Annotated in this window: 19 protein-coding genes; 8 read left to right on the top strand and 11 right to left on the bottom strand. The window is 65.0% G+C overall.

Translation table 11 applies throughout. The annotated features are described in order from the left end of the window. The first annotated feature begins 311 nt into the window (after positions 1-311). The 5 genes from E8L99_RS05405 (at position 312) to E8L99_RS05385 (ending at position 6,425) form a co-directional block, all read left to right on the top strand. A complete protein-coding gene (locus tag E8L99_RS05405) occupies positions 312-3,635 on the top strand; it encodes a helicase-related protein (RefSeq protein ID WP_137098590.1) in 3,324 nt (1,107 codons plus the stop codon). Positions 3,636-3,647: 12 nt separating this feature from the next. Then, positions 3,648-4,031, top strand: coding sequence for an RNA-binding S4 domain-containing protein (locus tag E8L99_RS05400; protein WP_137098589.1), 384 nt, complete (start codon positions 3,648-3,650; stop codon positions 4,029-4,031). Positions 4,032-4,131: 100 nt separating this feature from the next. Then, complete coding sequence (gene metX, locus E8L99_RS05395) at positions 4,132-5,334, top strand: homoserine O-acetyltransferase MetX (RefSeq protein ID WP_137098588.1); 1,203 nt, start codon at positions 4,132-4,134, stop codon at positions 5,332-5,334. After that, a complete protein-coding gene (metW, locus tag E8L99_RS05390) occupies positions 5,331-5,972 on the top strand; it encodes a methionine biosynthesis protein MetW (RefSeq protein WP_137098587.1) in 642 nt (213 codons plus the stop codon). The genes metX and metW overlap by 4 nt, the downstream gene beginning before the upstream one ends. 81 nt (positions 5,973-6,053) lie before the next feature. Continuing rightward, positions 6,054-6,425: a DUF1304 domain-containing protein gene (locus E8L99_RS05385; RefSeq protein ID WP_137098586.1), complete on the top strand. Its 372-nt coding sequence runs from the start codon at positions 6,054-6,056 to the stop codon at positions 6,423-6,425. Positions 6,426-6,443: 18 nt separating this feature from the next. Here E8L99_RS05385 and E8L99_RS05380 read toward each other — a convergent pair whose 3' ends face one another. From E8L99_RS05380 to hutI, 10 genes are all read right to left on the bottom strand, one after another. Then, entirely contained in the window at positions 6,444-9,134 is a 2,691-nt protein-coding gene (locus E8L99_RS05380; RefSeq protein ID WP_137098585.1) for a nitrate reductase, read from the bottom strand. Between the two features lie 7 nt (positions 9,135-9,141). Next, positions 9,142-10,350, bottom strand: a complete 1,209-nt coding sequence (locus tag E8L99_RS05375; protein ID WP_137098584.1) for an NAD(P)/FAD-dependent oxidoreductase — start codon at positions 10,348-10,350, stop codon at positions 9,142-9,144. Positions 10,351-10,365: 15 nt separating this feature from the next. Further along, positions 10,366-11,169 carry an ABC transporter ATP-binding protein gene (locus E8L99_RS05370; RefSeq protein WP_137098583.1) on the bottom strand — a complete coding sequence of 268 codons (804 nt, stop codon included), beginning with the start codon at positions 11,167-11,169 and terminating at the stop codon, positions 10,366-10,368. An 11-nt stretch (positions 11,170-11,180) separates the two neighbouring features. Next, the gene (gene ntrB, locus E8L99_RS05365) at positions 11,181-12,083 is read right to left on the bottom strand and encodes a nitrate ABC transporter permease (RefSeq protein ID WP_137098582.1); all 903 of its coding nucleotides are present in this window, start codon (positions 12,081-12,083) and stop codon (positions 11,181-11,183) included. Positions 12,084-12,139: 56 nt separating this feature from the next. Continuing rightward, a complete protein-coding gene (locus tag E8L99_RS05360) occupies positions 12,140-13,462 on the bottom strand; it encodes a CmpA/NrtA family ABC transporter substrate-binding protein (protein WP_137098581.1) in 1,323 nt (440 codons plus the stop codon). Positions 13,463-13,917: 455 nt separating this feature from the next. After that, positions 13,918-15,078, bottom strand: a complete 1,161-nt coding sequence (locus tag E8L99_RS05355; RefSeq protein WP_137098580.1) for a CmpA/NrtA family ABC transporter substrate-binding protein — start codon at positions 15,076-15,078, stop codon at positions 13,918-13,920. After that, the gene (locus tag E8L99_RS05350; RefSeq protein ID WP_137101965.1) at positions 15,075-15,659 is read right to left on the bottom strand and encodes an ANTAR domain-containing response regulator; all 585 of its coding nucleotides are present in this window, start codon (positions 15,657-15,659) and stop codon (positions 15,075-15,077) included. The genes E8L99_RS05355 and E8L99_RS05350 overlap by 4 nt, the downstream gene beginning before the upstream one ends. A gap of 79 nt (positions 15,660-15,738) precedes the next feature. Next, positions 15,739-16,491 (bottom strand): SDR family NAD(P)-dependent oxidoreductase, encoded by a 753-nt coding sequence (locus E8L99_RS05345; RefSeq protein ID WP_137098579.1) that lies wholly within the window; start codon positions 16,489-16,491, stop codon positions 15,739-15,741. Positions 16,492-16,545: 54 nt separating this feature from the next. Beyond that, the gene (gene tam / locus E8L99_RS05340; RefSeq protein ID WP_137098578.1) at positions 16,546-17,319 is read right to left on the bottom strand and encodes a trans-aconitate 2-methyltransferase; all 774 of its coding nucleotides are present in this window, start codon (positions 17,317-17,319) and stop codon (positions 16,546-16,548) included. Between the two features lie 15 nt (positions 17,320-17,334). Further along, positions 17,335-18,531: an imidazolonepropionase gene (gene hutI, locus E8L99_RS05335; RefSeq protein WP_137098577.1), complete on the bottom strand. Its 1,197-nt coding sequence runs from the start codon at positions 18,529-18,531 to the stop codon at positions 17,335-17,337. A gap of 83 nt (positions 18,532-18,614) precedes the next feature. Between hutI and E8L99_RS05330 the strand changes: the two genes are divergently transcribed. Then, positions 18,615-19,985, top strand: a complete 1,371-nt coding sequence (locus E8L99_RS05330; protein WP_137098576.1) for a formimidoylglutamate deiminase — start codon at positions 18,615-18,617, stop codon at positions 19,983-19,985. Between the two features lie 79 nt (positions 19,986-20,064). On the opposite strand, the gene E8L99_RS05325 is transcribed toward E8L99_RS05330, so the two are convergent. Continuing rightward, entirely contained in the window at positions 20,065-21,111 is a 1,047-nt protein-coding gene (locus E8L99_RS05325) for an HD domain-containing phosphohydrolase (RefSeq protein ID WP_137098575.1), read from the bottom strand. A 234-nt stretch (positions 21,112-21,345) separates the two neighbouring features. Here E8L99_RS05325 and E8L99_RS05320 point away from each other — a divergent pair, with 234 nt between their 5' ends. After that, positions 21,346-24,285 carry an ATP-binding protein gene (locus E8L99_RS05320; RefSeq protein ID WP_137098574.1) on the top strand — a complete coding sequence of 980 codons (2,940 nt, stop codon included), beginning with the start codon at positions 21,346-21,348 and terminating at the stop codon, positions 24,283-24,285. A 105-nt stretch (positions 24,286-24,390) separates the two neighbouring features. Further along, entirely contained in the window at positions 24,391-25,179 is a 789-nt protein-coding gene (locus E8L99_RS05315; protein WP_137098573.1) for a DUF3750 domain-containing protein, read from the top strand. Positions 25,180-25,195 lie beyond the last annotated feature (16 nt).

Raw genomic sequence — 25,195 nt, 5'->3', positions numbered from 1 at the left:
GCCCGGGGCCGTGAGTCTAGCGGGATGGTCAGCCATGACGCCAATCGTCTCAGGTGCCAGTGTTAACTATTGATTGACGATAATGACTGTCTCGCGACGCCTTCCGGACTCGGTAAGCCCCGCGACAAGACTCCGTCTGTGGGTGCCAGGACTCTCCACCACCACATCTAGACGTGAACGAATCGGGACTCACGCAGAGTCAGCGATTCGGGCCCGATTCGTTCCCCTCCCGTTCGCAGGATGAATGCCGGCATCCGCCGGTGCCGAATTGTCACCCACCTGTGGTGCCGGCGTGGTACAGGTCTTACCGAATGACGCTCTCCTTTCCGCCATTGCCCCCCGCCCTCCGCGGGCGTGGGGTCACCGCAGTGCTGGGCCCGACTAATACGGGCAAGACCACGCTCGCCATCGAGCGGATGCTGGCCCATCCCTCGGGCCTCATCGGTCTCCCCCTGCGCCTGCTCGCCCGCGAGGTCTATTCCAAGCTGGTGGCACGGGCGGGCGTTGGCGCCGTGGCGCTGATCACTGGCGAAGAGAAGATCAAGCCGCAGGGAGCGCGCTACTGGGTCTCGACTGTCGAGGCCATGCCGCTCGATCTCGATGTTTCGTTCATGGCGATCGACGAGATTCAGATCGCTTCCGATCTGGAGCGCGGTCATGTCTTCACCGACCGCATCCTCAACCGTCGCGGCCGCGACGAAACCATGCTGCTGGGTGCCGCCACCATGCGCGGCCTGATCGAGAAGCTGATCCCCGGCGCCAATATCGTCACCCGGCCGCGTTTCTCGAACCTCCTGTTCGCCGGGGAGAAGAAGCTGACCCGGTTGCCCCGGCGTTCGGCGATCGTCGCCTTCTCGGCCGACGAGGTCTATGCGATCGCCGAGCTGATCCGGCGTCAACGCGGCGGTGCTGCCGTCGTGCTTGGTTCCCTCAGCCCACGCACCCGCAATGCCCAGGTTGAAATCTTCCAGTCCGGCGACGTCGATTATCTGATTGCGACCGATGCCATCGGCATGGGCCTCAATCTCGATGTCGAGCATGTCGCCTTTGCCGGCGATCGCAAGTTTGACGGCTATCAGTTCCGGCGCCTGAACCCGGTCGAGTTTGCCCAGATTGCCGGCCGGGCCGGGCGCTCCAACCGCGATGGCACATTCGGCACGACCGGACGCTGTCCGCCGCTGGAGGATGAACTCGTCCACGCGCTGGAGGCGCATTCCTTCGATGGCGTGAAAGTGCTGCAATGGCGCAACACCCATCTGGATTTCGCAAGTGTCGATCGCTTGCGCGAAAGCCTCGATCTCCTGCCGAACGAGGCGGGACTCACCCGTTCGCCGATCGCCGAAGACCAGCGTGTTCTGGACCTGGCGCTGCGCGATGAGGAGGTGCGGACCCGGGCCGTTGGGCGGGCGGCGGTCGCACAATTGTGGGATGCCTGCCTGATGCCGGACTACCGGAACATCTCGCTGGCGAGCCATGCAGACCTGGTTGTGACCATTTTTGGCTATCTGACCGGTCGTTCCGGTCGCATTCCCTCGGATTGGCTCGCCTCGCAGGTGGCCTTCGCGGATCGGACCGATGGCGACATCGATACGCTTTCCAACCGCATCGCTCATATCCGAACTTGGACCTTCGCGGCCAACCGGCCAGACTGGGTCGACGACCCTGTCCACTGGCAGGCGGAGACCCGCCGGGTGGAAGACAAATTATCCGATGCACTTCACGAACGCTTGACGCAACGCTTTGTCGATCGCAGGACGAGCGTGCTGATGCGGCGCCTTAGGGAAAACACCATGCTCGAAGCCGAGATCACCAGGACTGGCGACGTCACCGTCGAAGGTCAGCACGTCGGACGCCTCGAGGGCTTCCGCTTCGCGCCAGACCCGGCGGCCGGCGACGGGGAAGCCGGCAAGGCTCTGCGCGCTGCCGCTTCCAAAGCGCTGGCGAGCGAGATCGACAGCCGTGCCGAGAAGCTTTCGGGCTCGGGCGACGAGGCGTTCATCCTGTCGAATGACGGGACGATCCGCTGGCATGGTGAGGCGGTGGCCAAGCTCGCGGCGGGCGACAAGGTGCTCAGCCCGCGGATTCGCATCCTCGCCGACGAGCAATTGACCGGCGCACCGCGCGACCAGGTTCAGGCGCGCCTCGATCTCTGGGTCCATGCCCAGATCGAGAAGCTGCTGGGTCCGGTGACGGCGCTGGAGAAGTCGGAAGAACTGCAAGGCCTTGCTCGCGGCGTCGCCTTCCAACTTGCCGAGGCCATCGGCGTCATCGAGCGGCAGAAGATCGCCGAAGACGTTAAGCAACTCGACCAGGAGGCTCGGGCTGCCCTGCGCAAGCTCGGCGTCCGCTTCGGTGCCTATCACATCTATCTGCCGGCAACGCTCAAGCCGGCGCCGCGCGCCCTGGCGCTGCAGCTGCACATGCTCAAGCAGGACATGCTCGAGGCGAAGGGGCTCGCCGAGCTTCCGGCGCTCGCGGCGTCGGGCCGGACCTCGATCGCTGTCGATCCGGAGATCGACAAGGATCTGTACCGGTTCGTCGGCTTCCGGGCGCTTGGCCCACGGGCCGTGCGCGTCGACATTCTTGAGCGGCTTGCCGACATCATCCGACCAGCACTTGCCTGGCGTCCCGGCACTGCGACGCCTGAGCCGGCCGGACATTTTCCGGGCGGCGGCTTCACCACGACGGTCTCGATGACCTCGCTGGTCGGCTGTTCGGGCGAGGATTTCGCGTCCATCCTGAAGGGCCTCGGCTACCGCATGGAGAAGCGTCCGGCGCCCGTGCCGAAGCCTGTGGCAATTGTTGCGCCAGCAACGGACGAGGTGGGCCCGACGCCCGATGCAGCTGCCCAGCCGGTTGACCCCGTGCTTGCAGAGTCAGTTGACGGCGATGCTGAGGCCCAGGCTTCGGTCGAGGCGACAGAGGCCCCTGTCGAGGTGTCCCTCGATCCCGTTGTGACGGACGAGCCGGTTGCCGCGCCGACCGAGCCTGCAGCTGCGGTCGAGGAGATCGCTGAAACTCCCGCCTTGGCCGTTGCAGAGGATGAGGTGGTTGCGGCCACCGCGGCTGAAGGCGAGCCGGTCGAACAGATTGCCTTGGCCAATGCCGGGACCGCACCAGCAGAGGCCGCCGCTGCCCCGGCCGAGCCGGCCATGGTTGAGGTGTGGCGTCCGGGTGGACGCATGGACGGCGAGCGTCCGGCGCGTCGCGACTTCCGCAAGGGCGGCGAGCGCGGTGCCGGCGGTGAACCGGGCCAGCGTCGCGATTTCCGGCCGCGTCACGGCAAGCCGTCTGGCGAACCGCGAGCTCCCGGTGAACCCCGTCCTGCCGGTGAGGCGAGGCCGCCGCGTGAAGGTCAGCCCGCTGGCGGTCAACATCGTGGTCGTCCGCGCGATGGCGAGGCAGGTCCGCGTCCCGAAGGTGGCCGTCCGCCCCGCCGTGACTTCTCCAAGTTCAAGGATGCCGGCGGCTTCAAGGGTCCGCGCCCCGAGGGCGATCGTCCGCAGCGCGATGCCCGTCCCGATAACCGGATCGTTCAGCCGGAGCGCGCGCCTCGCAAGGAGCGCGAGCCTGATCCGAACTCGCCCTTCGCCAAGCTGCTCGCGCTGAAAGAGGCGATGCAGAAGAAGCCTTGATCAGGGGGTCGATTGACCGAGACGGCCAAGCTGCGCATCGACAAATGGCTCTGGGTCGCCCGGGTGGTGAAGACCCGGTCGGCGGCGTCGACACTGTGTGAGGACGGATCAGTCCGGCTGAACGGCATCAAGGTCGACCAGGCCCACAAGGCGGTGCGGATCGGCGATGTTCTGACAATTGGACTGAACAGCCGCATCAAGGTGCTGAAGATCGTGTCGCTCGCCGAGCGACGCGGCCCGTTCAGCGAGGCGCAGCTGATCTATGAGGATCTGTCGCCCGAGCCGCCGCCGCGCGAGGAGCTGCCTTCGCCGGTCGCCGAACGGGAGCGTGGCAGCGGCAGACCGACCAAGTCTGACCGGCGGCAGATGCACCGGTTCCGCCAGGACGACGAATAGCCATCCTCCAAACGGCCGTGCAGGCTTGCAAAATTGCTGCGTTCGGAATACCGAACGAAACGACTGACTTTCAAAACGCTCTTCTCGCGATTGCTCTTGGATGTCGATGACCCGTGCCGACCTGAGCACCAATGTACAGGATGCCGCGCGCCGCCAGGCCGATGAGCCGGATGGTCTGATCGCGCGTTTCGGCGCCGATGAGCCATTGATGCTTGATGCGGGCGTGGCTCTCTCACCCTTTCAGATCGGCTATCAGACCTACGGCACGTTGAACGCCGACAAGTCCAATGCCGTGCTCGTGTGCCACGCGTTGACCGGCGACCAGCATGTGGCGAGCGCCAATCCGGTCACCGGCAAGCCGGGCTGGTGGGAGATCATGATCGGGCCGGGACGGCCGATCGATACCGACCGCTATTTCGTCATCTGTTCGAATGTGCTCGGCGGCTGCATGGGCACGACGGGGCCGGCCTCCATCGACCCTGCGACCGGCGAACCTTTCGGCCTGACCCTGCCACTGATCACCATTCCGGACATGGTGCGCGCGCAATGGATGCTGGTGCGCAGGCTCGGCATCGAGAGCCTGTTCTGCGCCATCGGCGGCTCGATGGGCGGCATGCAGGTGCTGCAATGGGCTTCCGAGTACAAGGACATGGTGTTTTCGGCCTTGCCGATCGCGACTGCCGCTCGGCATTCTGCGCAGAACATTGCGTTCCATGAGGTCGGCCGCCAGGCGATCATGGCCGATCCGCAATGGCGGGGCGGACGCTATCTGGGCGAGAACACACGACCGTCCGCCGGTCTCGCAGTGGCGCGCATGGCCGCCCACATCACCTATCTCTCCGACATGGCTCTGCATCGGAAGTTCGGCCGCAGGTTCCAGGACCGCGACGCGCCGACCTTCTCGTTCGATGCCGATTTCCAGGTGGAGAGCTATCTCCGCTATCAGGGCGAGGCCTTCGTCGAGCGGTTCGACGCCAATTCCTATCTCTACGTGACCCGCGCGATGGACTATTTCGACATAGCCGAGGAGCATGGCGGCTCGCTCGCCAAGGCCTTTTCCGGCACCAAGACGCGGTTCTGCGTGGTGTCGTTTACGTCGGACTGGCTGTTCCCCACCGCGGGCTCGCGCCAGGTGGTTCATGCGCTCAATGCATCCGGCGCCTCGGTCTCCTTTGCCGAGATCACCTCCGACAAGGGCCATGACGCGTTCCTGCTCGACGAGCCCGAGCTCTTCGCAATCTGCCGTGGCTTTCTCGATGCCGCGGCTCGCGCGCGCGGCCTGCCGGCGGGAGCTCAGCCATGAGTCATGACCTGACGATGAGCGCCACGCCCGGCAGCATCCGGGCCGACTATCTGGTCGTCGCCGGCATGGTGACGCCAGGATCCAAGGTGCTGGATGTCGGTTGCGGCGACGGCGGGCTCCTGAAGCTGCTTCGCGACGAGAAGGGCGTCGATGGCCGTGGCATCGAATTGTCGCGTGCTGGCGTCAACGACTGCGTGGCGGCCGGCCTCGCCGTGGTGCAGGGCGATGCCGATACAGATCTCGCCTTCTATCCCGACAATGCCTTCGACCTGGTGATCCTGTCGCAGACGATCCAGGCGACCCGCCAGCCGCGCGTCGTGCTGGAGCATATGCTGCGCATCGGGCGGCAGGCGATCGTGTCGTTTCCGAATTTCGGCCATTGGCGGCTGCGCCTGCAGCTGATCCTGCGGGGCCGCATGCCGACCAGCGAGAATCTGCCCTATTCCTGGTACGATACGCCGAACATCCATTTCTGCACGCTGCGCGACTTCGTCGATCTCGTGCGCGAACTGGATGCCGAGATCGAGCGCTCGGCGGCGCTCGACGGCTGGGGCCGCGAAGTGCGGGTCAATGCGCCCTGGTGGTTCTGGAACCTGTTCGGCGAACAGGCGGTGTTCAAGCTCAGCCGCAAGGGTTGACGGTCCAAGGCCGTGCGCTTGACTTGAACAGGCGAACCGCGTGTTTTGCACCGAGACGCCGCCCTTCCTGCCGGAGCCCCCATGAGCCTTGTTGCCCGCCTTCTCGTCCTCCTTATCGCGCTGGAACATGTCGGCATCCTGGTGATCGAGATGTTCTTCTGGAACACGCCCTTCGGCCAGCGCTCGTTCAACCTGACGCCCGAGTTTGCGGCCCAGTCGGCGGTGCTGGCGGCGAACCAGGGTCTCTACAATGGCTTCCTCGCCGCCGGCCTGTTCTGGAGCCTGATAGCGCCGAAGACCATGCGCCACGCGCTCAAGCTGTTCTTCCTCGGCTGTGTCCTGGTCGCTGGCCTCTATGGCGGCCTGACCTCCAAGACCTCGATCCTGTTCGTGCAGGCCCTGCCTGCGGCGATCGCTTTGGCGGCGGTCTATCTGGCACGCGACCCCGATTGATGCCAGCAGGCGCCGGCTTTAGGCTAGGGTTCTTGCTTGGCCGTTCAGCGTCTCAATCACGCGCTTGATCTCCGGCCGGCAGGATCCGCAATTGGTGCCGGCCTTGAGCGCCACGCCGACGGCATCGACGTCGCAGGCACCGTGGGCGATCGCCGCCTTGATGGCGGTGAGGCCAATGGCGAAGCAGGCACAGATGGTGGGACCTGCATCGGCCAGGCCGTCGGGCGAGCGCCCGGAGAGCAGCGCCTTGCGGGCGAGTGGCGAGAGTTCCGGCGCCCCGAACTGGGTTTCGATCCACGACCAGGATGGCCTGCCGCCAAGTGCGGCGAACAGCACTGCAACAAGGCGCTCGCCATCGAAGATCGCCGCGCGATAGACCCCGCGGGCGGCATCTTCGAACTCGCTGATCGAGCCGCCTTCCGGCTTGAGTGTCCGAGCCAGTGCGGGCGCATCGAGCCCTTGCGGTGCGGCGAACACCGTACCGAGCCCGCCATCGATCGCCGCGCGGGCCCAGACCGTGCCAGCCGGCAGGTCGACTGCGCCGTGCGACAGGATGAAGCCCTCCAGGCCCGGCGCAACGCGCGTCAGGGAGACGGGGGTCGCCTTCATCTCCGGCTGCCCGGACCAGGGGTCCGTGAAGGGCTGGACCAGCGCGCCGATGCGGCCGTGGCTGGCGGTCTCGCCATTCCAGTGGATCGGCGCGAACAGCGACCCGCGCGACTGGCCTGGTTCGACAGCGACCCTGAGCGTCGCCTTGCCATGGGTGGAGGTCACCTCGGCAAGATCGCCCGCGGCGAGGCCCTCGACGGCGGCATCGTCGGGATGGATTTCGAGCAAGGGCTCCACGCGGTGGCGTCCGAGCGTCGGCGCCTTGCCGGTGCGCGTCATCGTGTGCCAGTGATCGCGCATACGGCCGGTATTGAGCAGATAGGGGAAGGCCGGATCGGGCTCCGCCTTCAGGTCCGGCTGATCGATGGCGATGAAGCGGGCGCGTGCGTCGGGCGTGAAGAAGCCACCTTCGGCGAAGAACCTCTTGTCGCCAAGATCGGTCGGTGTGCGCACCGGCCACTGGACAGGCGCAAGTACCTCATAGTCCGAATTGCTCAGGTGGCTGAAGCCGCCAATGTCGAAATCGCGGCTGCCCCGGTTCTCGAAGCTGGAGAGCGCTGCATGTTCACGGAAGATCGAGGCGACATCCGGCCAGTCGAAGGCCTCGCCATAGCCCATGCGCTTGGCGACTTCGGCAATGATCCACCAATCTGGTCGAGTCTCGCCCGGCAAGGGCAGGAAGGGCCGCTGGCGCGAGATGCGCCGCTCCGAATTGGTGACGGTGCCGTCCTTCTCGCCCCAGGCGGCGGCCGGCAGCAGGATATGGGCGCCGGAATTGACGGTGTCGTTGGAGAGCATGTTCTCCGAGACGACGAAATGGTCGAGGCCCGCCATGGCCCGCCTGACAGCATCGGCGCGTGGCAGGCTGACGGCCGGGTTGGTGGCCATCACCCAGAGCGCCTTGATGCTGCCGGCCTCCACCGCATCGAACATCTGGATGGCCTTCAGGCCCTCGCGCTCGGCCATGCGTGGCGCGCCCCAGAACCGGCCGACCCGGTCGATCTCGGTGCCGGAAAAGCCCATATGGGCGGCCAGCATGTTGGCGAGGCCACCCACCTCGCGCCCCCCCATGGCATTGGGCTGGCCGGTGAGCGAAAAGGGTCCCATCCCCACACGCCCGATGCGGCCGGTGGCGAGGTGGCAATTGAGGATGGCGGAGACCTTGTCGGTGCCCTGCGCCGATTGATTGACGCCCTGGCTGTAGAGCGTGACCACGCGGGGGTTGGCGGTAAACCAGGCAAAGAGAGTTGCGACATCGGCCTCGGGCAAGCCGCAGGTGATCGCAGTTGCGGCGAGCGTCGGCGCGATCTCGCGCGCTCTCGCAAGGGCCTGGTCCAGGCCGGTCGTATGGGCGTCGATATAAGCGCGGTCCAGCGCGCCGGTTTCGGCGAGATGCACCAGCAGTCCTGAGAAGAGAGCGGCGTCCATGCCCGGACGGATCGCCAACATGAGATCGGCATCGGCCGAGGTCGCGGTCTTGCGCGGGTCAATGACGACGATCCTGGCGCCGCGCGCCTGCTTGGTGGCGAGCATGCGCTGCCAGAGGATCGGGTGGCACCAGGCGGCATTCGAGCCGACCAGGACGAGCAGATCGGCCTCGTCGAGATCCTCGTAAGTGCCGGGAACCGTGTCCGAGCCGAAGCCGCGGCGGTGGCCGGCAACCGAGGAGGCCATGCAGAGCCTGGAATTGGTGTCGACATTGGCCGTGCCGACAAAGCCCTTCATCAGCTTGTTGGCCGCGTAATAATCCTCGGTCAGAAGCTGGCCCGACAGATAAAAGGCGGCGGCGTCGGGGCCGTGGGTCCGCGCGATGCGGGACAAGCCCTCGGCGGTGGCCGAGAGCGCACTGTCCCATGAGACCCGCTCCAGCGTCCCGGAGCGCGATCGGATCATTGGGTGGAGCAGGCGGCCTTCCAGGCCGATGGTCTCGCCTAGCGCCGAGCCCTTGACGCAGAGCCGGCCGCGATTGGCGGGATGGTCGGGATCGCCCGAGGCCGTGATCGCGCCGCTGGCATCCGCCGTCATCAGGACGCCGCAGCCGACCCCGCAATAGGGGCAGGCGGTGGCGACCGGCTTCGGCAAGGTCCCTAAGGCGTTCATGGGCGCCTCAGGCCGCTTCGGCGAAGCTGCGTCCGAAGACGATGGCCTCGCGCAGGGGACCGAGCTTTTCACCCCGACGGATCAGGTCGAGATACCAGAGGCCGTCGCCTGTCTCGCCGACCAGTACCGTGCCGACGGGCACATCGTCCTTCAGCACCAGCTTGCGATAGGTGGCGAGGCCTGGATCGCGATAGATGATGGCCTCTGTTCCCTCGGCGCCAATGAAGTCGCCGGCCGAGAAGACCGGCATGCCCGAGACCTTCAGGTTGGTGGCGAGCACCGTGCCGGCATAGGCGGCGGGCCGACCGCACAGACGAGCCGCGAGCACCTTGGCCTGATCATAGGCCGGCTCCACCAACCCGTAGCAGGTGCCTCGATGCTCGGCGCATTCGCCGAGCGCTGATATGGCGGGGTCGGAGGTCGCAAGTCCGTCGTCGACGACAATGCCGCGGTTGACGGCGAGGCCTGCCGCACGGGCCAGTTCGGCATTGGGGCGGATGCCGACTGCCGAGATGACCATGTCGGCGGGTAGGACGCGGCCATCGGTCAGTCGCACGGCTTCGACACAAGCATCGCCCTCGACTGCGGCCGTATCGGCGCCCAGCATGATCTCGATGCCGCGGGCTTCCAGTTCGCGGCGGAGCAGGACGGCGGCTTCGGGATCGAGCTGGCGTTCCATCAGCCGGTCCATCAGGTGGATGAGCGTGACGCGCGCCCCGGTTTTCGACAGTCCGTGTGCCGCCTCGATGCCGAGCAGGCCGCCGCCGATAACCACCGCGCGGGTCACCGGGCTCGTCGCATCCAGCATGGCGGAGACGTCGTCATGGTCGCGAAAGGTGAGGACGCCGGGCAGGTCCATGCCGGGCTTGGGCAGGCGGATCGGCGTCGAGCCGGTGGCGATCACCAGGCGATCGAACGGGATGATCTTGCCGCTGTCGAGCACCACGGTCCTTGCATGGGTATCGATGGCGGTTGCGGCTTCGCCATAGAGAAGCGTGACGCCTTGCGCGCGCCACCAGTCGCGGTTCTTCAGCACCATGTCGTCGCGGGCAACCTCGCCCGCCAGCAGCGAGGACAGAAGCACGCGGTTATAGGCGAGCATCGGCTCGGCACCGATCACCAGGATCGAGTAGCGACCGAGGCCAAGCTTGCCGATCTCCTCGACGAGCTTGGCGGCGGCCATGCCGTTGCCGATGATCACGAGACGTTCCGACATGGGATCGCCCTGCTCTCAAGCCGCCTCGACAAACTTGTGGCGCTCGTAGAGGAACTTGAGTACCGCCTCGCGCGCCTTGATGTAGGTCGGGTTGGAGACCAGTTCGAGCCGCTTGCGCGGACGTGGCAGGGTGACGTCGAGTACCTCGCCGATGGTGGCGGAGGGGCCGTTGGTCATCATGATGATGCGGTCAGAGAGCAGAACTGCCTCGTCGACGTCATGGGTGATCATGATCATGGTGTTCTTCAGCGCGGCGTGGATCTGCATGATCGAATCCTGCAGATGCGCGCGGGTCAGCGCGTCGAGCGCGCCGAAGGGCTCGTCGAGCAGCATGATCTTGGGCTCCATGGAGAGCGCGCGGGCAATGCCGACGCGCTGCTTCATGCCGCCGGAGATCTCGCCGGGACGGCGGTCCTTGGCATGGCCCATATGGACGAGATCCAGCACATGCATGGTCCAGTCATGGCGCTCGGCCTTGGACTTGCGGCCGGAAAAGACCTTGTCCACGGCCATGCGAACATTGTCGTAGACCGTCAGCCAGGGTAGTAGCGAGTGGTTCTGGAAGACGACGGCGCGGTCGGGGCCCGGCGAATTGACCTCCTTGTTCTCGAGCAGGATGCCGCCCGAGGTCACCGGCGTGAGGCCGGCGATGAGGTTGAGCAATGTCGACTTCCCGCAGCCCGAATGGCCGATGATCGAGACATACTCGCCCTGCTCGATGGCGATCGAGACGTTGTGCAGCACATTGTTGGAGGTGCTGCCGCGGGTGAAGGTCTTCTCCACGCCTTCAATGAGGAGATAGGGGACCTGGCGTGCCATGGGGCGTCTCCTCAGTTCGCGGCCGTGCCGCGGGTGACGACATTGCCGAGCGCTGCGATCAACCGGTCGAGGACGAACCCGATCAGGCCGATATAGACGAGGGCGATGATGATGTCGGGCAGCTTGGAGGAGTTCCACGCGTCCCAGATGAAGAAGCCGATGCCGACGCCGCCGGTGAGCATTTCGGCGGCAACAATGGCGAGCCAGGCGAGGCCGACGCCGATCCTGAGGCCGGTGAAGATATAGGGCGCCGCCGAGGGCAGCATGATCTTCCAGAAGAACTCGAAATGGTTCAGCCGCAGCACGGCGGCGACATTGCGATAGTCCTGCGGGATGTTGCGGATGCCGACCGAGGTGTTGATCAGGATCGGCCAGATCGCCGTGATGAAGATGACGAAGATTGCGCTCGGATTGGCGTCGCGGAAGGCGGCAAGCGAGATTGGCAGCCAGGCGAGCGGCGGCACGGTGCGCAGCACCTGGAAAATCGGGTCGAGGCCGCGCATGGCCCAGGTCGACTGCCCGACTAGGGCGCCGACCATGATGCCGACCACGGCCGAGAGCCCGAAGCCGATCGCAACCCGCTGCAGCGAAGTCAGCACGCGCCAGCCAAGGCCGATATCCTGGCTGCCATTGACGAAGAACGGATCGAGGATCAGGTCGTTCGCCTCGGCCCAGACGCGCGAAGGCGGGGGCAGCGTCGCGTTGGCGCCCGAGCAGAGCAGTTCCCAGACCAGCAGGATCAGCGCCAGCATGATCAGCGGCGGGATAACTGCGGAGGCCACGCCGATCGCTTGGCCGCGCAGCCGCTCCCGGCGTGTCGGGCCGGTGGGCACCTCCAGCCGGATCACCTCGGCGACGGGTGCCGCGATGGCCGAACCGGTATCCTCGACTGCTTTGAGCGCGGGGCGCGTCATGATGTCGGTCTCCGAAAGGCGGAAGGCCGCCCGGCGCAGTGCCGGGCGGTGAGGGATCAGACCTGGGCGCGCTTGATCTTCAGCGAGCGCAGATAGGCGGAGGGGTCGGCCGGATCGAACTTCACGCCGTCGAAGAAGGTCTCAACGCCGCGGGAATCCGAGGTCGGCACGCCGGCGACGCCCAGCGTCTTGGCCGCCTGCAGCCACAGGTCAGAGCGGTTGGTCTTGTCGACGAGCGCCTTGATGTCGGTGGTCGGCTCGAACTTGCCCCAGCGGATGTTCTCCGCGACGAACCAGGTGTCGAGGCTCTTCCAGGGGTAGGAGGACGTCCCGCCCTCGCCCCAGAACTTCATGCGCAGTTCCGGCGCATTCACCTTGCGACCGTTGCCGTAATTGATGTCGCCGCGCAGGCGGCCGTTGATGTCGTTGACCGGCACATTGAACCACTGACGGCGCCCGACGATCTCGGCCAGTTCCTGCTTGTTCGCCATGGCGTCGCACCATTGCTGGGCTTCCATGACGGCCATCAGGATGGCTTGGGTGGCCTTCGGATTGGCGTCGACCCAGTCGGCGCGCATGCCGAGAATCTTCTCCGGATGGCGCGACCAAAGTTCACCAGTGGTCAACGCCGAATAGCCGATGTTCTGGTTGACCAGCTGCTCGTTCCACGGCTCGCCGACGCAGAAGCAGTCCATGTTGCCGACCTTCATGTTGGCAACCATCTGCGGCGGCGGAACGGTGATCACCTTGATGTCGGTGTCCGGGTCGATGCCGCCGGCGGCCAGCCAGTAGCGGATCCACAGGTCATGGGTGCCGCCCGGAAAGGTCATTGCGGCGGTGAGTTCCTTGCCCTGAGCCTTCTTGCGCTCGAAGGCGGCCTTGAGCGGCGAGGCATCCTTGCCGACATTCAGGTCCTTGTACTCGTTGGAGACGGAGATCGCCTGGCCGTCCTCGTTGAGGTTGAGGAGCGTGTACATCGGCAGCGGCTGGCCGTTCTGCATCACCTTGCCGGTGGTGTAGAGATGGGTCTTGGGACGCAGGATATGGCCGCCATCGATGCCGTTGGCCTTGGTGCCGAGCGCCATGTTGTCGCGCGTCGCGCCCCATGAGGCCTGTTTGGAAATGTCCATGTCGGGCACGCCGTGCTTGGCGTAGAAGCCCTTTTCCTTGGCAATGATCAGCGCCGCCGCATCGGTCAGTGCGATATAGCCGAGCTTGGTGCCCTTCACTTCGGGACCAGTTCCCTGGGCAAAGGCGCCGCCGGGCAGCGCTGCCTTGGCAGCGGCGAAGAGGGCAGCGGTCGCGGCGGTGGACTTCAGCAGCGATCGGCGATCGATCGCGCGGGCAACACTCGTGCTGGCGGAAACAGTCTTGCTCATCGTCGCTTTCCTGTCTGACGGCCCTCGGGCCCGCGCCCTGCGGCGCGCAATCGGTTCATTCCCCTGGTGGCCTGCTTCGCGCCGCTTGTTGCCGGTCGTCGAAAGCCCGCCTTCTCCCGCCTGCCTGCCGTTCCGGTCGCCCGAAACGCAAAAAACCGCTGACTTCGGCCCGACTCCGGTTCGCTGGCGCTTCGTCGAAGCGCGCAATCCGATCTGTCGAACGTCTGTCAGCGGCGTTGCTGATGGCCCTCTGTTGGGCCGGGACGGAGGTCCAACCTGACCCTCGCTTGACAAAGGGAGATACAAGCCGCGTGCCAAGTTGCCCGCGATCAGAATCGTTCCAAGAAATCAGTGTGTTGCGAAAAGTGGCCCGGGATTACGTTTCGCCAGGCCCGGCGCGATCTTTCAGCAGACCGCGGGCAGAGCTGCCGTATCGTTGTGCAGTGCAAGAATTTTCATCGCGTGCCTGCCGGCAGTCCGCGGGCGTCGAATCCGGCGAGATAGCCGCCGATATCAAAGGGATTGAAGGGCCGGTCGATGCGCGCGCCGACGGGATCGCCGGCAACAATCGCGGCGGCTGTCACGGGCATTGATTCGAGCGCCCGATCGAACAGGTCGGCGCGGATCAAGGCTTCGATCTGACCCATGGCAGCGGGATCGAAGCGGGTCTGGCCCCAGCGCACCATCTGCGCATAAAGCCAGGCGAAGCGGCCGGCATTCGGCCTGACGGCATCCGGCACGTCGTAGCGAATGAAGTCGGGAATATCGATCTGCGGTCCGCCCGGCTCCAGCACCAGGCGGCCTTCGATCGTGCGCAGCACAACGGGTGCAGCGACGTCGAGATAATGTTTCGCGGCCAACATGTCGGCGAGCGTCCGCGCATTGGCCGGATCAGCGCACCAGGCGGCCGCACGGGCGACCGCCGCTACGAGGGCGAGGGAGGTGCCGGCGTCAGGCGTGGCGCCGATGGCCAGCACCTTCTCGGGTATCCCGGAGAACAGCGCAGAGGTCGGGCAGAGAATGCGGCCAATGCCGCGGTCGACGGCCAGCGAATTCCAGGGCGAGCCAACGCAGAACCCGTCAATCAGGCCTTTCTCCAGCGAATTGACCATGAGCGGCGGCGGGATCACCACCAGCTGTACGTCGCGGTCGGGATCGATGCCGCCCGCGGCGAGATAGGCGCGCAGGAGATAATTGTGGGTGGAGAACGGGAAGGTCATGGCGAAGACCGGCGGGCTCAAGCCTGCACTGGCCCGCCGCTCGATCGCGGCCCGGATCAAGGGCAGGGCAGCCAGGGGATCATCGGGGATCTCGCCCATTTCGCGCGCAAAGGCCGTCGAGACGGTGATGCAATTGCCGTTCAGCGCCAGCGTGACCGGGGCGATCAGCGGCACTTTCACATGGCCGATGCCAAGCGCGGAGGCGAGCGCAAGCGGCGCCAGCATATGGGCGGCGTCGAACAGGCCGACCGACAGCTTGTCGCGGATATTCGCCCAGGAGACTTCCCGCACCAGATCGAGTTCCAGGCCCTGATCGGCAGCAAAGCCGCATTCATGGGCCGCGATCAGCGGCGCTGCGTCAGTGAGCGGAATGAAACCGATGGTCAGCCGCTTCATCCGAGCATCTCCAGGCCGGTCACCACGGCATTCGCGATGTCGCCGATCTTCTTTTTCTCGTTCATGGCGCGCCGGCGCATCAGCGCATAGGCCTCGTCTTCCGAAATGCCCTTGTGCTTCATCAAGAGCCCCTTGGCCCGTTCGACGATCTTGCGCTCCTCGAGCTGGGATTTCGCATGGTCGAGCTCGCCCTGAAGCTTCGAATAGGCGTGGAAACGCGCAATGCACATGTCGAGAATGCCGCGCACCCGCTCCTTCTTCAGGCCGTCGACGACATAGGCCGAGACGCCGGCCTCGATGGCGGCATTGATCATGCGGGTATCCGACTGGTCGACGAACATGGCGACCGGGCGCTTGACCAGTTTGGAGACCTGGAAGAGCTGTTCCAGCACGTCACGGGAGGGGTTTTCGAGGTCGATGACCACCACATCAGGGTCGGTGGCATAGAGCCTCGCCAGCAGGTTGGTCATCTCGTCGATGTGCACGATGCGCCGGTAGCCCGCCTCGCGCAGTCCGTCCTCGATGATGGCGGCGCGCGACCGGCTCTCGTCGACGATGCAGATCGTCAGGGCGGCATCGATCAGGGCAGGGCTCCCGCGTTCAGGTCCACCGTGATGGTGCACTGCACAAGGGCGATGCACAAGCCGTCAGGGCCTGGGATCAATAGGTCGCCCGTCCGCCGGAAATGTCAAAGACCGCGCCGGTGGAAAAGGCGCAGTCCTCCGAGGCCAGCCAGGCGATCATGGCGGCGACCTCGTTCACTTGCAGGAAGCGGTTCATCGGGATCTTCGACAGCATGAAGTCGATATGCTCCTGCTTCATCTGATCGAAGATCTCGGTCTTGGCGGCGGCCGGTGTGATGCAGTTGACCAGGATGCCCGAGGTCGCCAGTTCCTTGCCGAGCGATTTGGTCAGCCCGATCAGGCCGGCCTTCGAGGCGGAATAGTGCGACGCGTTGGGATTGCCGTCCTTGCCGGCGATGGAGGCGATGTTGACGATGCGGCCGTAGCCCTTCTTCAGCATGACCGGCACGATGGCGCGGCAGGTGAGGAACGGGCCGACCAGATTGACGTCGATCACTTGACGCCAGATATCCGGCTCCAGCTCCCAGGTCTTGCCATTGCCGCCGGTGATGCCGGCATTGTTGACGAGAATGTCGATGCCGCCATGGGCGGCCACGACGGCGTCCGTCGCGGCCTGCACGGATGCTGCGTCGGTCAGTTCCACCACATGGCTTGTCGCCTTGCCGAGTTTGCCGAGGGCTGCTTCCGCCTCCTTCAGGCGGGCGGCATCGACATCCCAAAGCGCGACGGAGGCGCCGGACGACAACATCCGCTCGGCGGCGCCATAGCCGATGCCGCGCGCGCCGCCGGTGATGACCGCGACGCGGCCCTTGAGATCGATCTGGTTCATGGATGTTTCCTCATGGGGATGGATCCGGCCCGTCTTGTGCGGGCGCGGGGAATGTCAGCGGGTGGCGACGATGAACAGGCGCGGGAAGGCGAGCAGCACCTTGCCGTCGGCGGCAACCGGATAATGCGGGGTGATCGCCTTGCGGTAGAGGTCGAGGAAGGCCGCCTGCTCCGAAGCGTCGAGCTGCGCGAGGTATGGCCGGAGCGCGGAGCCCTTGAACCATTCGACAATGCCCTCGATGCCCACCATCGGGTGGTGATAGGCGGTGCGCCAGATATCGACGCGGGCGGCATGGGGTTTCAGGAGGTCATAGTACCAGGCCGGCGACGCGAGCGGTTCGCGGTCGGCGCCGGCCGCCCTGATCCGCTCGGCCCAGGGTCCCGCCCGGCCCGCCTCGCGCATGCCGATATGGCTCGGCTCGCCGACATTGTCGGGCATCTGGATCGCCAGCGTGCCGCCTTCGGGCAAGAGATGGATGAGCCGCGGCAGGATTGTCTCGTGACCCGGCACCCACTGGAACACCGCATTGGAATAGATGATGTCGACGGGCGCCGCCGGATCCGGCTTCCAGGTGGTGAGATCGGCCACCTCGAAGCGGATATGGGCCATGCGTGCCCGCGCATTGGTGATCATGTCGGGGGAGGAATCGAGCCCGACGATCTCCGCCTTCGGATAAGCCTCAAGCAGCAGTTCGGTGGTGTTGCCCGGACCGCAACCGAGATCGACCACCCGGCGCGGATCGCGCGTCGGGATGGCCGCGACGAGGTCCCGCGCCGGCCTGGTGCGTTCGTCCTCGAACTTCACATATTGCTTGGCTGACCAGTCCATGGGGACCTCCTGACGTCAGATGCCGCCGAGATAGCGGGCATGGAGCGGCGTCGGGCCGATCTTGGCGACGAGCTCGGCGAGCCGGTCGACCGACCAGACCGCGAGATCGGCGCGCTTGCCCGTCTCCAGCGTGCCAATATCGGAGCGGCCGAGAGCCTTTGCCGCATGGCGGGTCATGCCGAGCATGACCTCTTCCACAGTCATTCCAAACAGAACGCAAGCCATGGTGGCCGAGACGCGCAACGAGGCAATCGGCGCCGAGCCTGGATTGAGGTCGCTTGCCACCGCCATGGAGACACCGGCCTTGCGGAAGGCTTCGATCGGCGGCTTCTGCGTCTCCTTCAGCATGAAGAAGGCGCCAGGCAGGATGACGGCGACCGTGCCCGCTTCAGCCATCGCGGCGGCGCCGGCCTCGCTTGTGTATTCCAGATGGTCGGCCGAGAGCGCCTGATGGCGGGCGGCCAATGCCGCGCCGCCGGAATCGGTCAGCTGGTCGGCATGGAGCTTCACCTTGAGCCCCGCGGCCCGTGCCGCCGTGAACACGCGGTCGACCTCATCGGCCGAAAAGGCGATCGATTCCTGGAAGGCATCGACCACGCCTGCGAGCTTCTCCGCCGCGACGCGGGGGATCATCTCGTTGCACAGCCGGTCGAGATAGGCGGTGCGGTCCATGTCAGGCGGCACGGCATGGGCGCCGAGAAAGGTCGGCTCGATGCGCATGGCGCGCTCAGCCAAGAGACGCCCCGCGGCGCGCAGCTGGCGCAGCTCGGTCTCAACGTCGAGGCCGTAGCCCGACTTGACCTCGACCGTGGTCACCCCTTCGACGGCGAGCGCATCGAGGCGCGCGGAAGCCAGGCGGACGAGGTCGTTCTCGCTGGCCGCGCGCGTCGCCCTGACGGTTGCGGCAATGCCGCCGCCCGAACGGGCGATGTCGGCATAGGTTTCGCCGGCTAAGCGCCGCTCGAATTCGTCGGAGCGGTCGCCGGCAAAGACGATGTGGGTATGGCAGTCGATCAGTCCCGGCGTGACCCACCGGCCCCCGAGGTCGATGGTCTCGGACGCGGCCAGGGCTGGAGCCTCCGCGGAAGGTCCGATCCAGGCGATCAGACCATTCGCTACCGCGATGGTGGCGCGGTCAATGGTGCCGAGGCCCGGATGGCCGGCGGCCATCGTGGCCACCCGGCAATTGGTGAAGACACGATCGACTTGCATGCGAGAGGTCCTGAAATCCGTCGTGCAGACCCGTGCGCCGGGCGTCTGCTTTGGTTATGACGGAAGCTAGCATGAGGGTTCCGATGCACAAGCTCAGCTTCCGCTCCGCGCTCACGCCGCAAGGCTGGGCCGACAATGTCCTGGTGACGATCGATGCCGAGGGCCGGATCTCGGCCGTCGAGCCCGGTGCCGAGGCTGCCGGCATCGCGCGGATTGCCGGCGCGGCGCTGCCCGGTCTGCCAAACCTCCATTCCCATGCCTTCCAGCGCGGCATGGCAGGCATGGCCGAGGTGGCAGGCCAATCGGACGACTCGTTCTGGACCTGGCGCGACTGGATGTATCGCTTCGCGCTGGCGCTCGACCCCGACGATGTCGAGGCGATTGCGGCGCTTGCCTATGTCGAGATGCTGGAAGCCGGCTTCACCACCGTCGGCGAGTTCCACTATCTCCACCATGACCGGGACGGCCGCCACTATGCGGACATTGCGGAGCTCGGGCGGCGCTGCGTGGCAGCGGCCAGTGAGACCGGGCTTGCCATCACGCTGCTGCCGGTATTCTACGCCCATTCCGGTTTCGGTGGTCAGGCACCGAGCGAAGGCCAGCGGCGCTTCATCAACGATATCGACAGCTTCGGGCGGCTTGCCGGCGGCTGTGCCGCGGCGACCCAAGTCTATCCGCGCGGCCGCTTCGGCATCGCGCCGCATTCGCTGAGGGCCGCAACCCTCGACGAACTGAAGGTGCTGGTCCAGGCCTTCCCGGATGTGCCGACCCACATCCATGTGGCCGAGCAGGTGAAGGAGATCGAGGACTGCCTCGCCGTTCACGGCCGGCGGACGATTGAACTGCTCACCGACACTGTGGAGCTTGCCCCCAACTGGTGCCTGATCCACGCGACCCATGTCACTCCAGCCGAGGTCACGGCCATGGCGCGGTCGGGGGCGGTCGTCGGGCTCTGCCCGGTGACGGAGGCCAATCTCGGCGACGGCATCTTTCCGGGTGCGGATTATCTCGGGCAGGGTGGCCGCTTCGGCGTCGGCACCGATTCGAATGTCGCGATCTCGGTGTCGGGCGAACTCGCAACGCTCGAATATTCGCAGAGGCTCGGCTTTCGGCGGCGCAATGCGCTGGCGCCGCGGGGTGCATCCACCGGGCGCACGCTGTTCGAGGCGAGCCTTGCCGGTGGCGGCCAGGCGTTGGGCCTCGGAGTTCAGGGCATCCAGGTGGGGGCGGTCGCCGATATCGTCGTTTTGGACACCAACCACATCGCCTTTGCCGGGCGCCAAGGCGATGCGATGCTCGACAGCTGGGTGTTCGGGCCGTCGGCCGGCTCGATCCGTGACGTCTATGTTTCGGGGCGACGTGTGGTGGATGGCGGGCGGCATGTCGCGCGCTCCGCCATCGAGGCCAGGGCGCGCAAGGTGTTGGAGCGCGTGATTTCGTCGGCGTCGAACTGATGCCTACCCGCCCCGACGGAGACACAAGGTCCCAACGCTGCTAGAGGCCCCGGCCGTCAGGGTATCCAGCGCTCAGTCCTCAGGCGGCCTCGCTCAAGCGCTCGGTGTCGCTGGCTATCGCGGTCACCTCGCCCCAGCTCTTAAGCAAGGCATCGACGCAGGCCGGGTCGAAATGGCGGCCCTTTTCGGCGATCAGATAGTCGCGGGCCTGGTCGACGCTCCATGCCTTCTTGTATGGCCGTGTGGATGTGAGTGCATCGAAAACATCGGCCACAGCGGTGATGCGTCCCGACAACGGGATCGCTTCGCCGGATAGCCCATGAGGATAGCCGGTGCCATCGAACCTTTCGTGGTGGGCGAGAGCGATTTCGCCTGCCAGTCGGATCAAAACCGATGACGAGCAGGCCAGGATCTCGCCGCCGCAGCGCGCATGTTCCTGCATCGCCAGCCGCTCTTCTGCAGTCAGTGGCCCGGCTTTCAGCAAGATGGAATCCGCAATCCCGATCTTGCCGATGTCATGCATCGGCGCGGCCAGGTGAATCTGGGCGCTGTAGGACGGATCAAGGCCGAGATTCTGCGCGATCATTTCGGCATAGCGGGCCATGCGCGTGATGTGTTCGCCCGTGTCGCGATCGCGGAGCTCCGCAGCTCGGGCGAGGCGCAGGACAATTTCCTCTTCACGGACCAGGATCGTGCGGGTCGCCTTCGCGACCTCTTCTGCGAGCCAAGCGGCCTGATCGCGAAGGTTTCTCTGGGCTTCAGCGAGGCGTAGCAGATTGCGTACGCGCGCCTTGAATTCCGCAGGGTCAACTGGCTTGTGAATAAAGTCGGAGGCGCCTGCTTCGAGCGCCTCAAGCCGCACAGCGCGCTGGTCGCTCGTCGTCACCATGACGATCGGAGTTTCGTCGAGGTGCGCTCTGCGGCGAACCTCCGAGATGAACGACACGCCATCCAATCCAGGCATCATGTAGTCGACAAGAATGAGGTCGGGCCTCCCTGTCTCGAGTGCGACAAGAGCAAGTCGCGGATCCTTGAAGGTCTGGATCTGATCGATATCAAGCCTGTTCACCAGCGCGGAGAGCACCATCAGGTTGGTCTCGGTGTCGTCAACGATCATGATGGTCATGGTTGTCTCCTTGGTCATCACAACCGTGGGGCAATGCAAGCGATTGACGCAAGGAAAACCACCAGTGGCGGTAAACTGATTGCAAATAGCCGGATCCGCCAATGCGCCGGGCTTGTGCAAGAGATTATTAGTCAGGCCTTCCGGTTGTAGAGCCAGGGATACAATTTTAACGAGTTGTCGAGCTTGCGTGGGCGACAATGAAATCCCCGTCCGTGATCCTTGGGTTTTCCTCCGATGCAGCAGACCAATCTTCGCGCACACCGCACCTTGCGCGGTGCTGCTGCCACAGTCACATGGCTCGGCCTCGCCATGATTGCTCTGATCTGGACCGGCGTGGAGACGGACATTCGTCAGGAGCGCGAGTTTGCGCATCGGTCGGCGTCGCAAACTGCAAGCAACTACGCCCGCCTGTTCGAGGAGCATATTGCCCGCTCGCTTACTGAGGTCGACCATACGATCAAGTTCATCCGTCAGGATTTCCTGCGCGATCCCGCGGCGTTCGATCTCCAGGCCTGGGTGAAGAACCAGTACAGTTTCACCGATCTTGCGCTGCAATTCACCTTGATCGGCCGCGACGGCATCATGCACTCGACCACGACCCCCGGAGCCAGCGCGGGCCTTGACCTTAGCGATCGCGAGCATTTCCGTGTGCAGGTCCAGGGCCCTGCAGACATGCTGTTCATCAGCAAGCCTGTGCTTGGGCGGGCTTCGGGGCGCTGGTCGATTCAGCTGACGCGCCGGATCACAGATGCAGAAGGCCGGTTTGCCGGCGTTGTCGTGGCATCCCTCGATCCCTATCGGCTCTCCCGATTCTATGAATCAATTGATCTAGGGCGCAGCGGCAGCATCGCGGTCGTGGGGCGTGATCAGGTTGTCCGCGCACGCGCCGGCCTTTCCGCCGACAATCTCGGCAGCAGGCTGGACGATCCCCAGTTCTTCGAGAGGGTCCTCTATAATTCCATCGGTATATTTGACCGGCCCTCGGAGACGGGCGATGGCGTGACGGTCACAGCCTATCGGGCCATCGAGGACCATCCGTTGATCGTGACCGTGTCGGTCGGTGACACCGATGCGGCCGCCGCGCGGGCCGCGACCGCCTGGAGAATGCGCCTTATCGCGTTGGCGATGTCCGTGGTGGTCTTGGTGGTTATCGCGCTGGGTGTTCGCCATCGTCGGCGCCTCGACCATGTCATCGATGAACTGTCGGCAAGCCGGGCGGAGGCTGCGGAAAAGTCGCGCGAACTCGACCTGACGCTGAACAACATGAGCCAAGGCATCCTGATGGTTGATGCCAACGAGCAGGTTGCCGTGATCAACCGCCGAGCCTTGGAGCTACTAGACCTGCCGGAGACTCTGATGGCGGAACGTCTGTCGTTCCAAAAGCTGCTTGAATACCAGTGGCGGGCAGATGAGTTCGGCGTCGCGGGCAAGGATATTCCCGACGCGCTCCGTGACTATGTCCAGTCAGGGGGTCTGTCGACAGCACTGCCAGTCTACGAGCGCACCCGGCCGAACGGTACTGTCCTGGAGGTGCGCAGTGTGCAATTGGCCGGCGGCGGCGTCGTTCGGACCTATACAGATGTGACGGAACGCAAGACGTCTGAACGCGACCTGCGCGAGGCTCGCGACCGTGCGGAAGCGGCGTCCGAAGTTCGAACATCGTTTCTTGCCACGATGAGCCACGAGATTCGCACGCCTCTCAACGGCATCATCGGCATGTCATCCATTCTCGAGCAGACCGATCTGAATGACGACCAGCACAGTTACCTGAGAACCATCCACGGTTGCGGAGAGGCGCTCCTCGAAATCATCAACGACGTTCTCGACTATTCAAAGCTCGATTCCGGCATGATCGAGCTCGACGCCACCGATGTTGTCCTGAAGGAAATTGTTTCCTCTACCGTCGATATTCTCGGAGCTCGGATTCATGCCAAGCACCTCTCGCTCGATGTCCAGATGGCTCCTGAGCTGCCGGCCGTGGTTCATACCGATGGAAGCCGCATCCGCCAGGTGTTGATCAATCTGGTCGGCAATTCGGCCAAATTCACCGAGGAGGGGGGAATCACCATCCGGGTCGAGGCGCGCGAAGGGGTGTTGGATGTCCTGCCACGCCTGCGCTTCTCTGTCGTCGACACCGGCATCGGAATTCCTGAGGAGTCGCGTGACCGCCTGTTCCGGGAATTCTCCCAGGTCGATGCTTCGATTACGAGGCGCTTCGGGGGTACTGGTCTTGGACTTGCGATCTGCAAGCGGATCATCGAGGCCCTCGACGGTGAGATCGGCTGCGACAGCAGCCCCGGTGTGGGCTCGACATTCTGGTTCGAGATCCCCGTCCGCAAGGTCGATGGCCATGTCGCAGAGGGCAAGACGGGTGCAGTCCGCGCCAATCCCTTGCCCGCCATCCAGCGCAGCCTGCGCATCCTGCTGGCGGAAGACAACAAGGTGAACCAGGAAGTCGCGACCCTCCTTCTGAAGCGCATCGGACATGAGGTCGTGGTCGCGGAGAATGGCCAGCAGGCTGTAGCAAGGGCGGCGGAGTGCCGCTACGACCTGATCCTGATGGACATGCAGATGCCCGAGATGGGCGGCGTCGAGGCGACCCGAGCGATTCGCAGCGGCCGCGGAGCTAGTCGCGACGCACCGATTGTCGGCCTGACGGCCAACGCTTTCGCATCCGATCGGCAGGCCTGTCTGGACGCAGGTATGGACGCATTCTTTGCCAAGCCTATTACCCGCGCCAAGCTGGACGATGCTCTGGCCGTCGCAGGTTCAGATACCGTTGCTGAAAACACGTCCACCGCTGCTAGCGATGCAACGATGCTCATCAATACCGAGTATCGGGACATGCTGTTCGGAGAGATTGGTCCGGATGCTGGCCGTGCTCTGGTCCAGTCGTTCTGGGGGGATGCCGAGACGATTGTCGAGGCGCTTCATCTCGCCGTAAGCAGAGGCGATCGGGATGCGGCTGAAACCCATTTGCACACCCTCAAGGGGGCCGCAGCAAACATGGGCTATGAGGCGATCACCCGTGCGACCGGCAATCGGCTGGTAGCGGGGGGCGATGTGGCTGCGATGGAGGCCCTGCAGGCGGCACTCCGACAGACGCGGCAATTGGACGCCCCAAAGGAGCGTCCGGGTGAAGAGAACAATTTGGCTCGCAAGCTCGCCAGCTAGATTTGGCGAGCTGCTCGCGGGTTGCGGCGTTCTGCCGCCGCCACGCGATCTCAATTCCGACACCGAGCAACGTCGTGATAGCCATATCGCTGCCGTTGGAAGACCATGACTGACATCGCCGTTAGCCGTCCTCTCAGGCCGCGCCTGTCCCGCGTCGGCAGGCGCGTCAGCCTCGCCTTCCTGATTGTGTTCGTCGCCCCAATAGCCGTCGCGGCCGGCCTCTATTTCCAGAGTGATGCCACGCGCGACTGGCGGAACGCTGATCGGTCCAGTGCTGGTCTATTGCCGCCCGCGGCCGTCAACCGCCAGGCGGTCGTTCGCGTGTTTGCCGCACGCACGGTGCGCTGGCGTGGAATCTTTGCCACCCATTGCTGGATCGTCGTGAAGGAGGAGGGAGCTTCCGCCTACCAGCGCTATGACTATACCGCCTGGGGCGATCCTATCCGCGTCAACGGCTTTCCGCCCGATGGTCGCTGGTTTGGCCGTGCGCCTGAGGTCGTCCTTGCGGTTGATGGCGCTCAGGCCGCAGCAGCCATCCCCCGGATCAAGGCTGCGATTGCAGAGTACCGCTATCGCACCGTGGGAGACTATCAGGCGTGGCCTGGGCCGAACTCCAACACGTTCGTTGCCAATGTGATGACTGTGGCCCCCGAGCTTGGTCTGAAGCTGCCGACCACAGCCATCGGAAAGGATTATCCCTACGATGGCCGTTGGCTGGCGGTGACGCCGTCCGGCACTGGTCTCCGGCTGAATCTTGGCGGTTATGGCGGGTTCAGTGTCGGGTGGGTGGAGGGAATAGAGGTCAACCTGTTTGGCGCAGTGGCGGGTGTCGAATTCCGCCGTCCGGCAATCAATCTGCCGGGCCTGGGAAGGTTCGGGATCAAAGAGGATTAGTCCCCGCCAGACCTGG

Source organism: Phreatobacter aquaticus, from assembly GCF_005160265.1.
Lineage (GTDB): Bacteria > Pseudomonadota > Alphaproteobacteria > Rhizobiales > Phreatobacteraceae > Phreatobacter > Phreatobacter aquaticus.
Note: the sequence above shows the minus strand (reverse complement) of the source record. Positions and strands in the feature narration are given on the sequence as shown.

What these genes read in the sequence shown, in the direction of transcription:
- E8L99_RS05385 (WP_137098586.1), top strand. Translation starts at nt 6,054, where the DNA reads ATGAGCCTTGTTGCCCGCCTTCTCGTCCTCCTTATCGCGCTGGAACAT.
- E8L99_RS05380 (WP_137098585.1), bottom strand. Translation starts at nt 9,134, where the DNA reads ATGAACGCCTTAGGGACCTTGCCGAAGCCGGTCGCCACCGCCTGCCCC.
- E8L99_RS05370 (WP_137098583.1), bottom strand. Translation starts at nt 11,169, where the DNA reads ATGGCACGCCAGGTCCCCTATCTCCTCATTGAAGGCGTGGAGAAGACC.
- E8L99_RS05325 (WP_137098575.1), bottom strand. Translation starts at nt 21,111, where the DNA reads ATGACCATCATGATCGTTGACGACACCGAGACCAACCTGATGGTGCTC.
- E8L99_RS05375 (WP_137098584.1), bottom strand. Translation starts at nt 10,350, where the DNA reads ATGTCGGAACGTCTCGTGATCATCGGCAACGGCATGGCCGCCGCCAAG.
- metW (WP_137098587.1), top strand. Translation starts at nt 5,331, where the DNA reads ATGAGTCATGACCTGACGATGAGCGCCACGCCCGGCAGCATCCGGGCC.
- E8L99_RS05360 (WP_137098581.1), bottom strand. Translation starts at nt 13,462, where the DNA reads ATGAGCAAGACTGTTTCCGCCAGCACGAGTGTTGCCCGCGCGATCGAT.
- E8L99_RS05355 (WP_137098580.1), bottom strand. Translation starts at nt 15,078, where the DNA reads ATGAAGCGGCTGACCATCGGTTTCATTCCGCTCACTGACGCAGCGCCG.
- E8L99_RS05345 (WP_137098579.1), bottom strand. Translation starts at nt 16,491, where the DNA reads ATGAACCAGATCGATCTCAAGGGCCGCGTCGCGGTCATCACCGGCGGC.
- hutI (WP_137098577.1), bottom strand. Translation starts at nt 18,531, where the DNA reads ATGCAAGTCGATCGTGTCTTCACCAATTGCCGGGTGGCCACGATGGCC.
- E8L99_RS05315 (WP_137098573.1), top strand. Translation starts at nt 24,391, where the DNA reads ATGACTGACATCGCCGTTAGCCGTCCTCTCAGGCCGCGCCTGTCCCGC.
- metX (WP_137098588.1), top strand. Translation starts at nt 4,132, where the DNA reads ATGTCGATGACCCGTGCCGACCTGAGCACCAATGTACAGGATGCCGCG.
- E8L99_RS05330 (WP_137098576.1), top strand. Translation starts at nt 18,615, where the DNA reads ATGCACAAGCTCAGCTTCCGCTCCGCGCTCACGCCGCAAGGCTGGGCC.
- E8L99_RS05320 (WP_137098574.1), top strand. Translation starts at nt 21,346, where the DNA reads ATGCAGCAGACCAATCTTCGCGCACACCGCACCTTGCGCGGTGCTGCT.
- ntrB (WP_137098582.1), bottom strand. Translation starts at nt 12,083, where the DNA reads ATGACGCGCCCCGCGCTCAAAGCAGTCGAGGATACCGGTTCGGCCATC.
- E8L99_RS05405 (WP_137098590.1), top strand. Translation starts at nt 312, where the DNA reads ATGACGCTCTCCTTTCCGCCATTGCCCCCCGCCCTCCGCGGGCGTGGG.
- tam (WP_137098578.1), bottom strand. Translation starts at nt 17,319, where the DNA reads ATGGACTGGTCAGCCAAGCAATATGTGAAGTTCGAGGACGAACGCACC.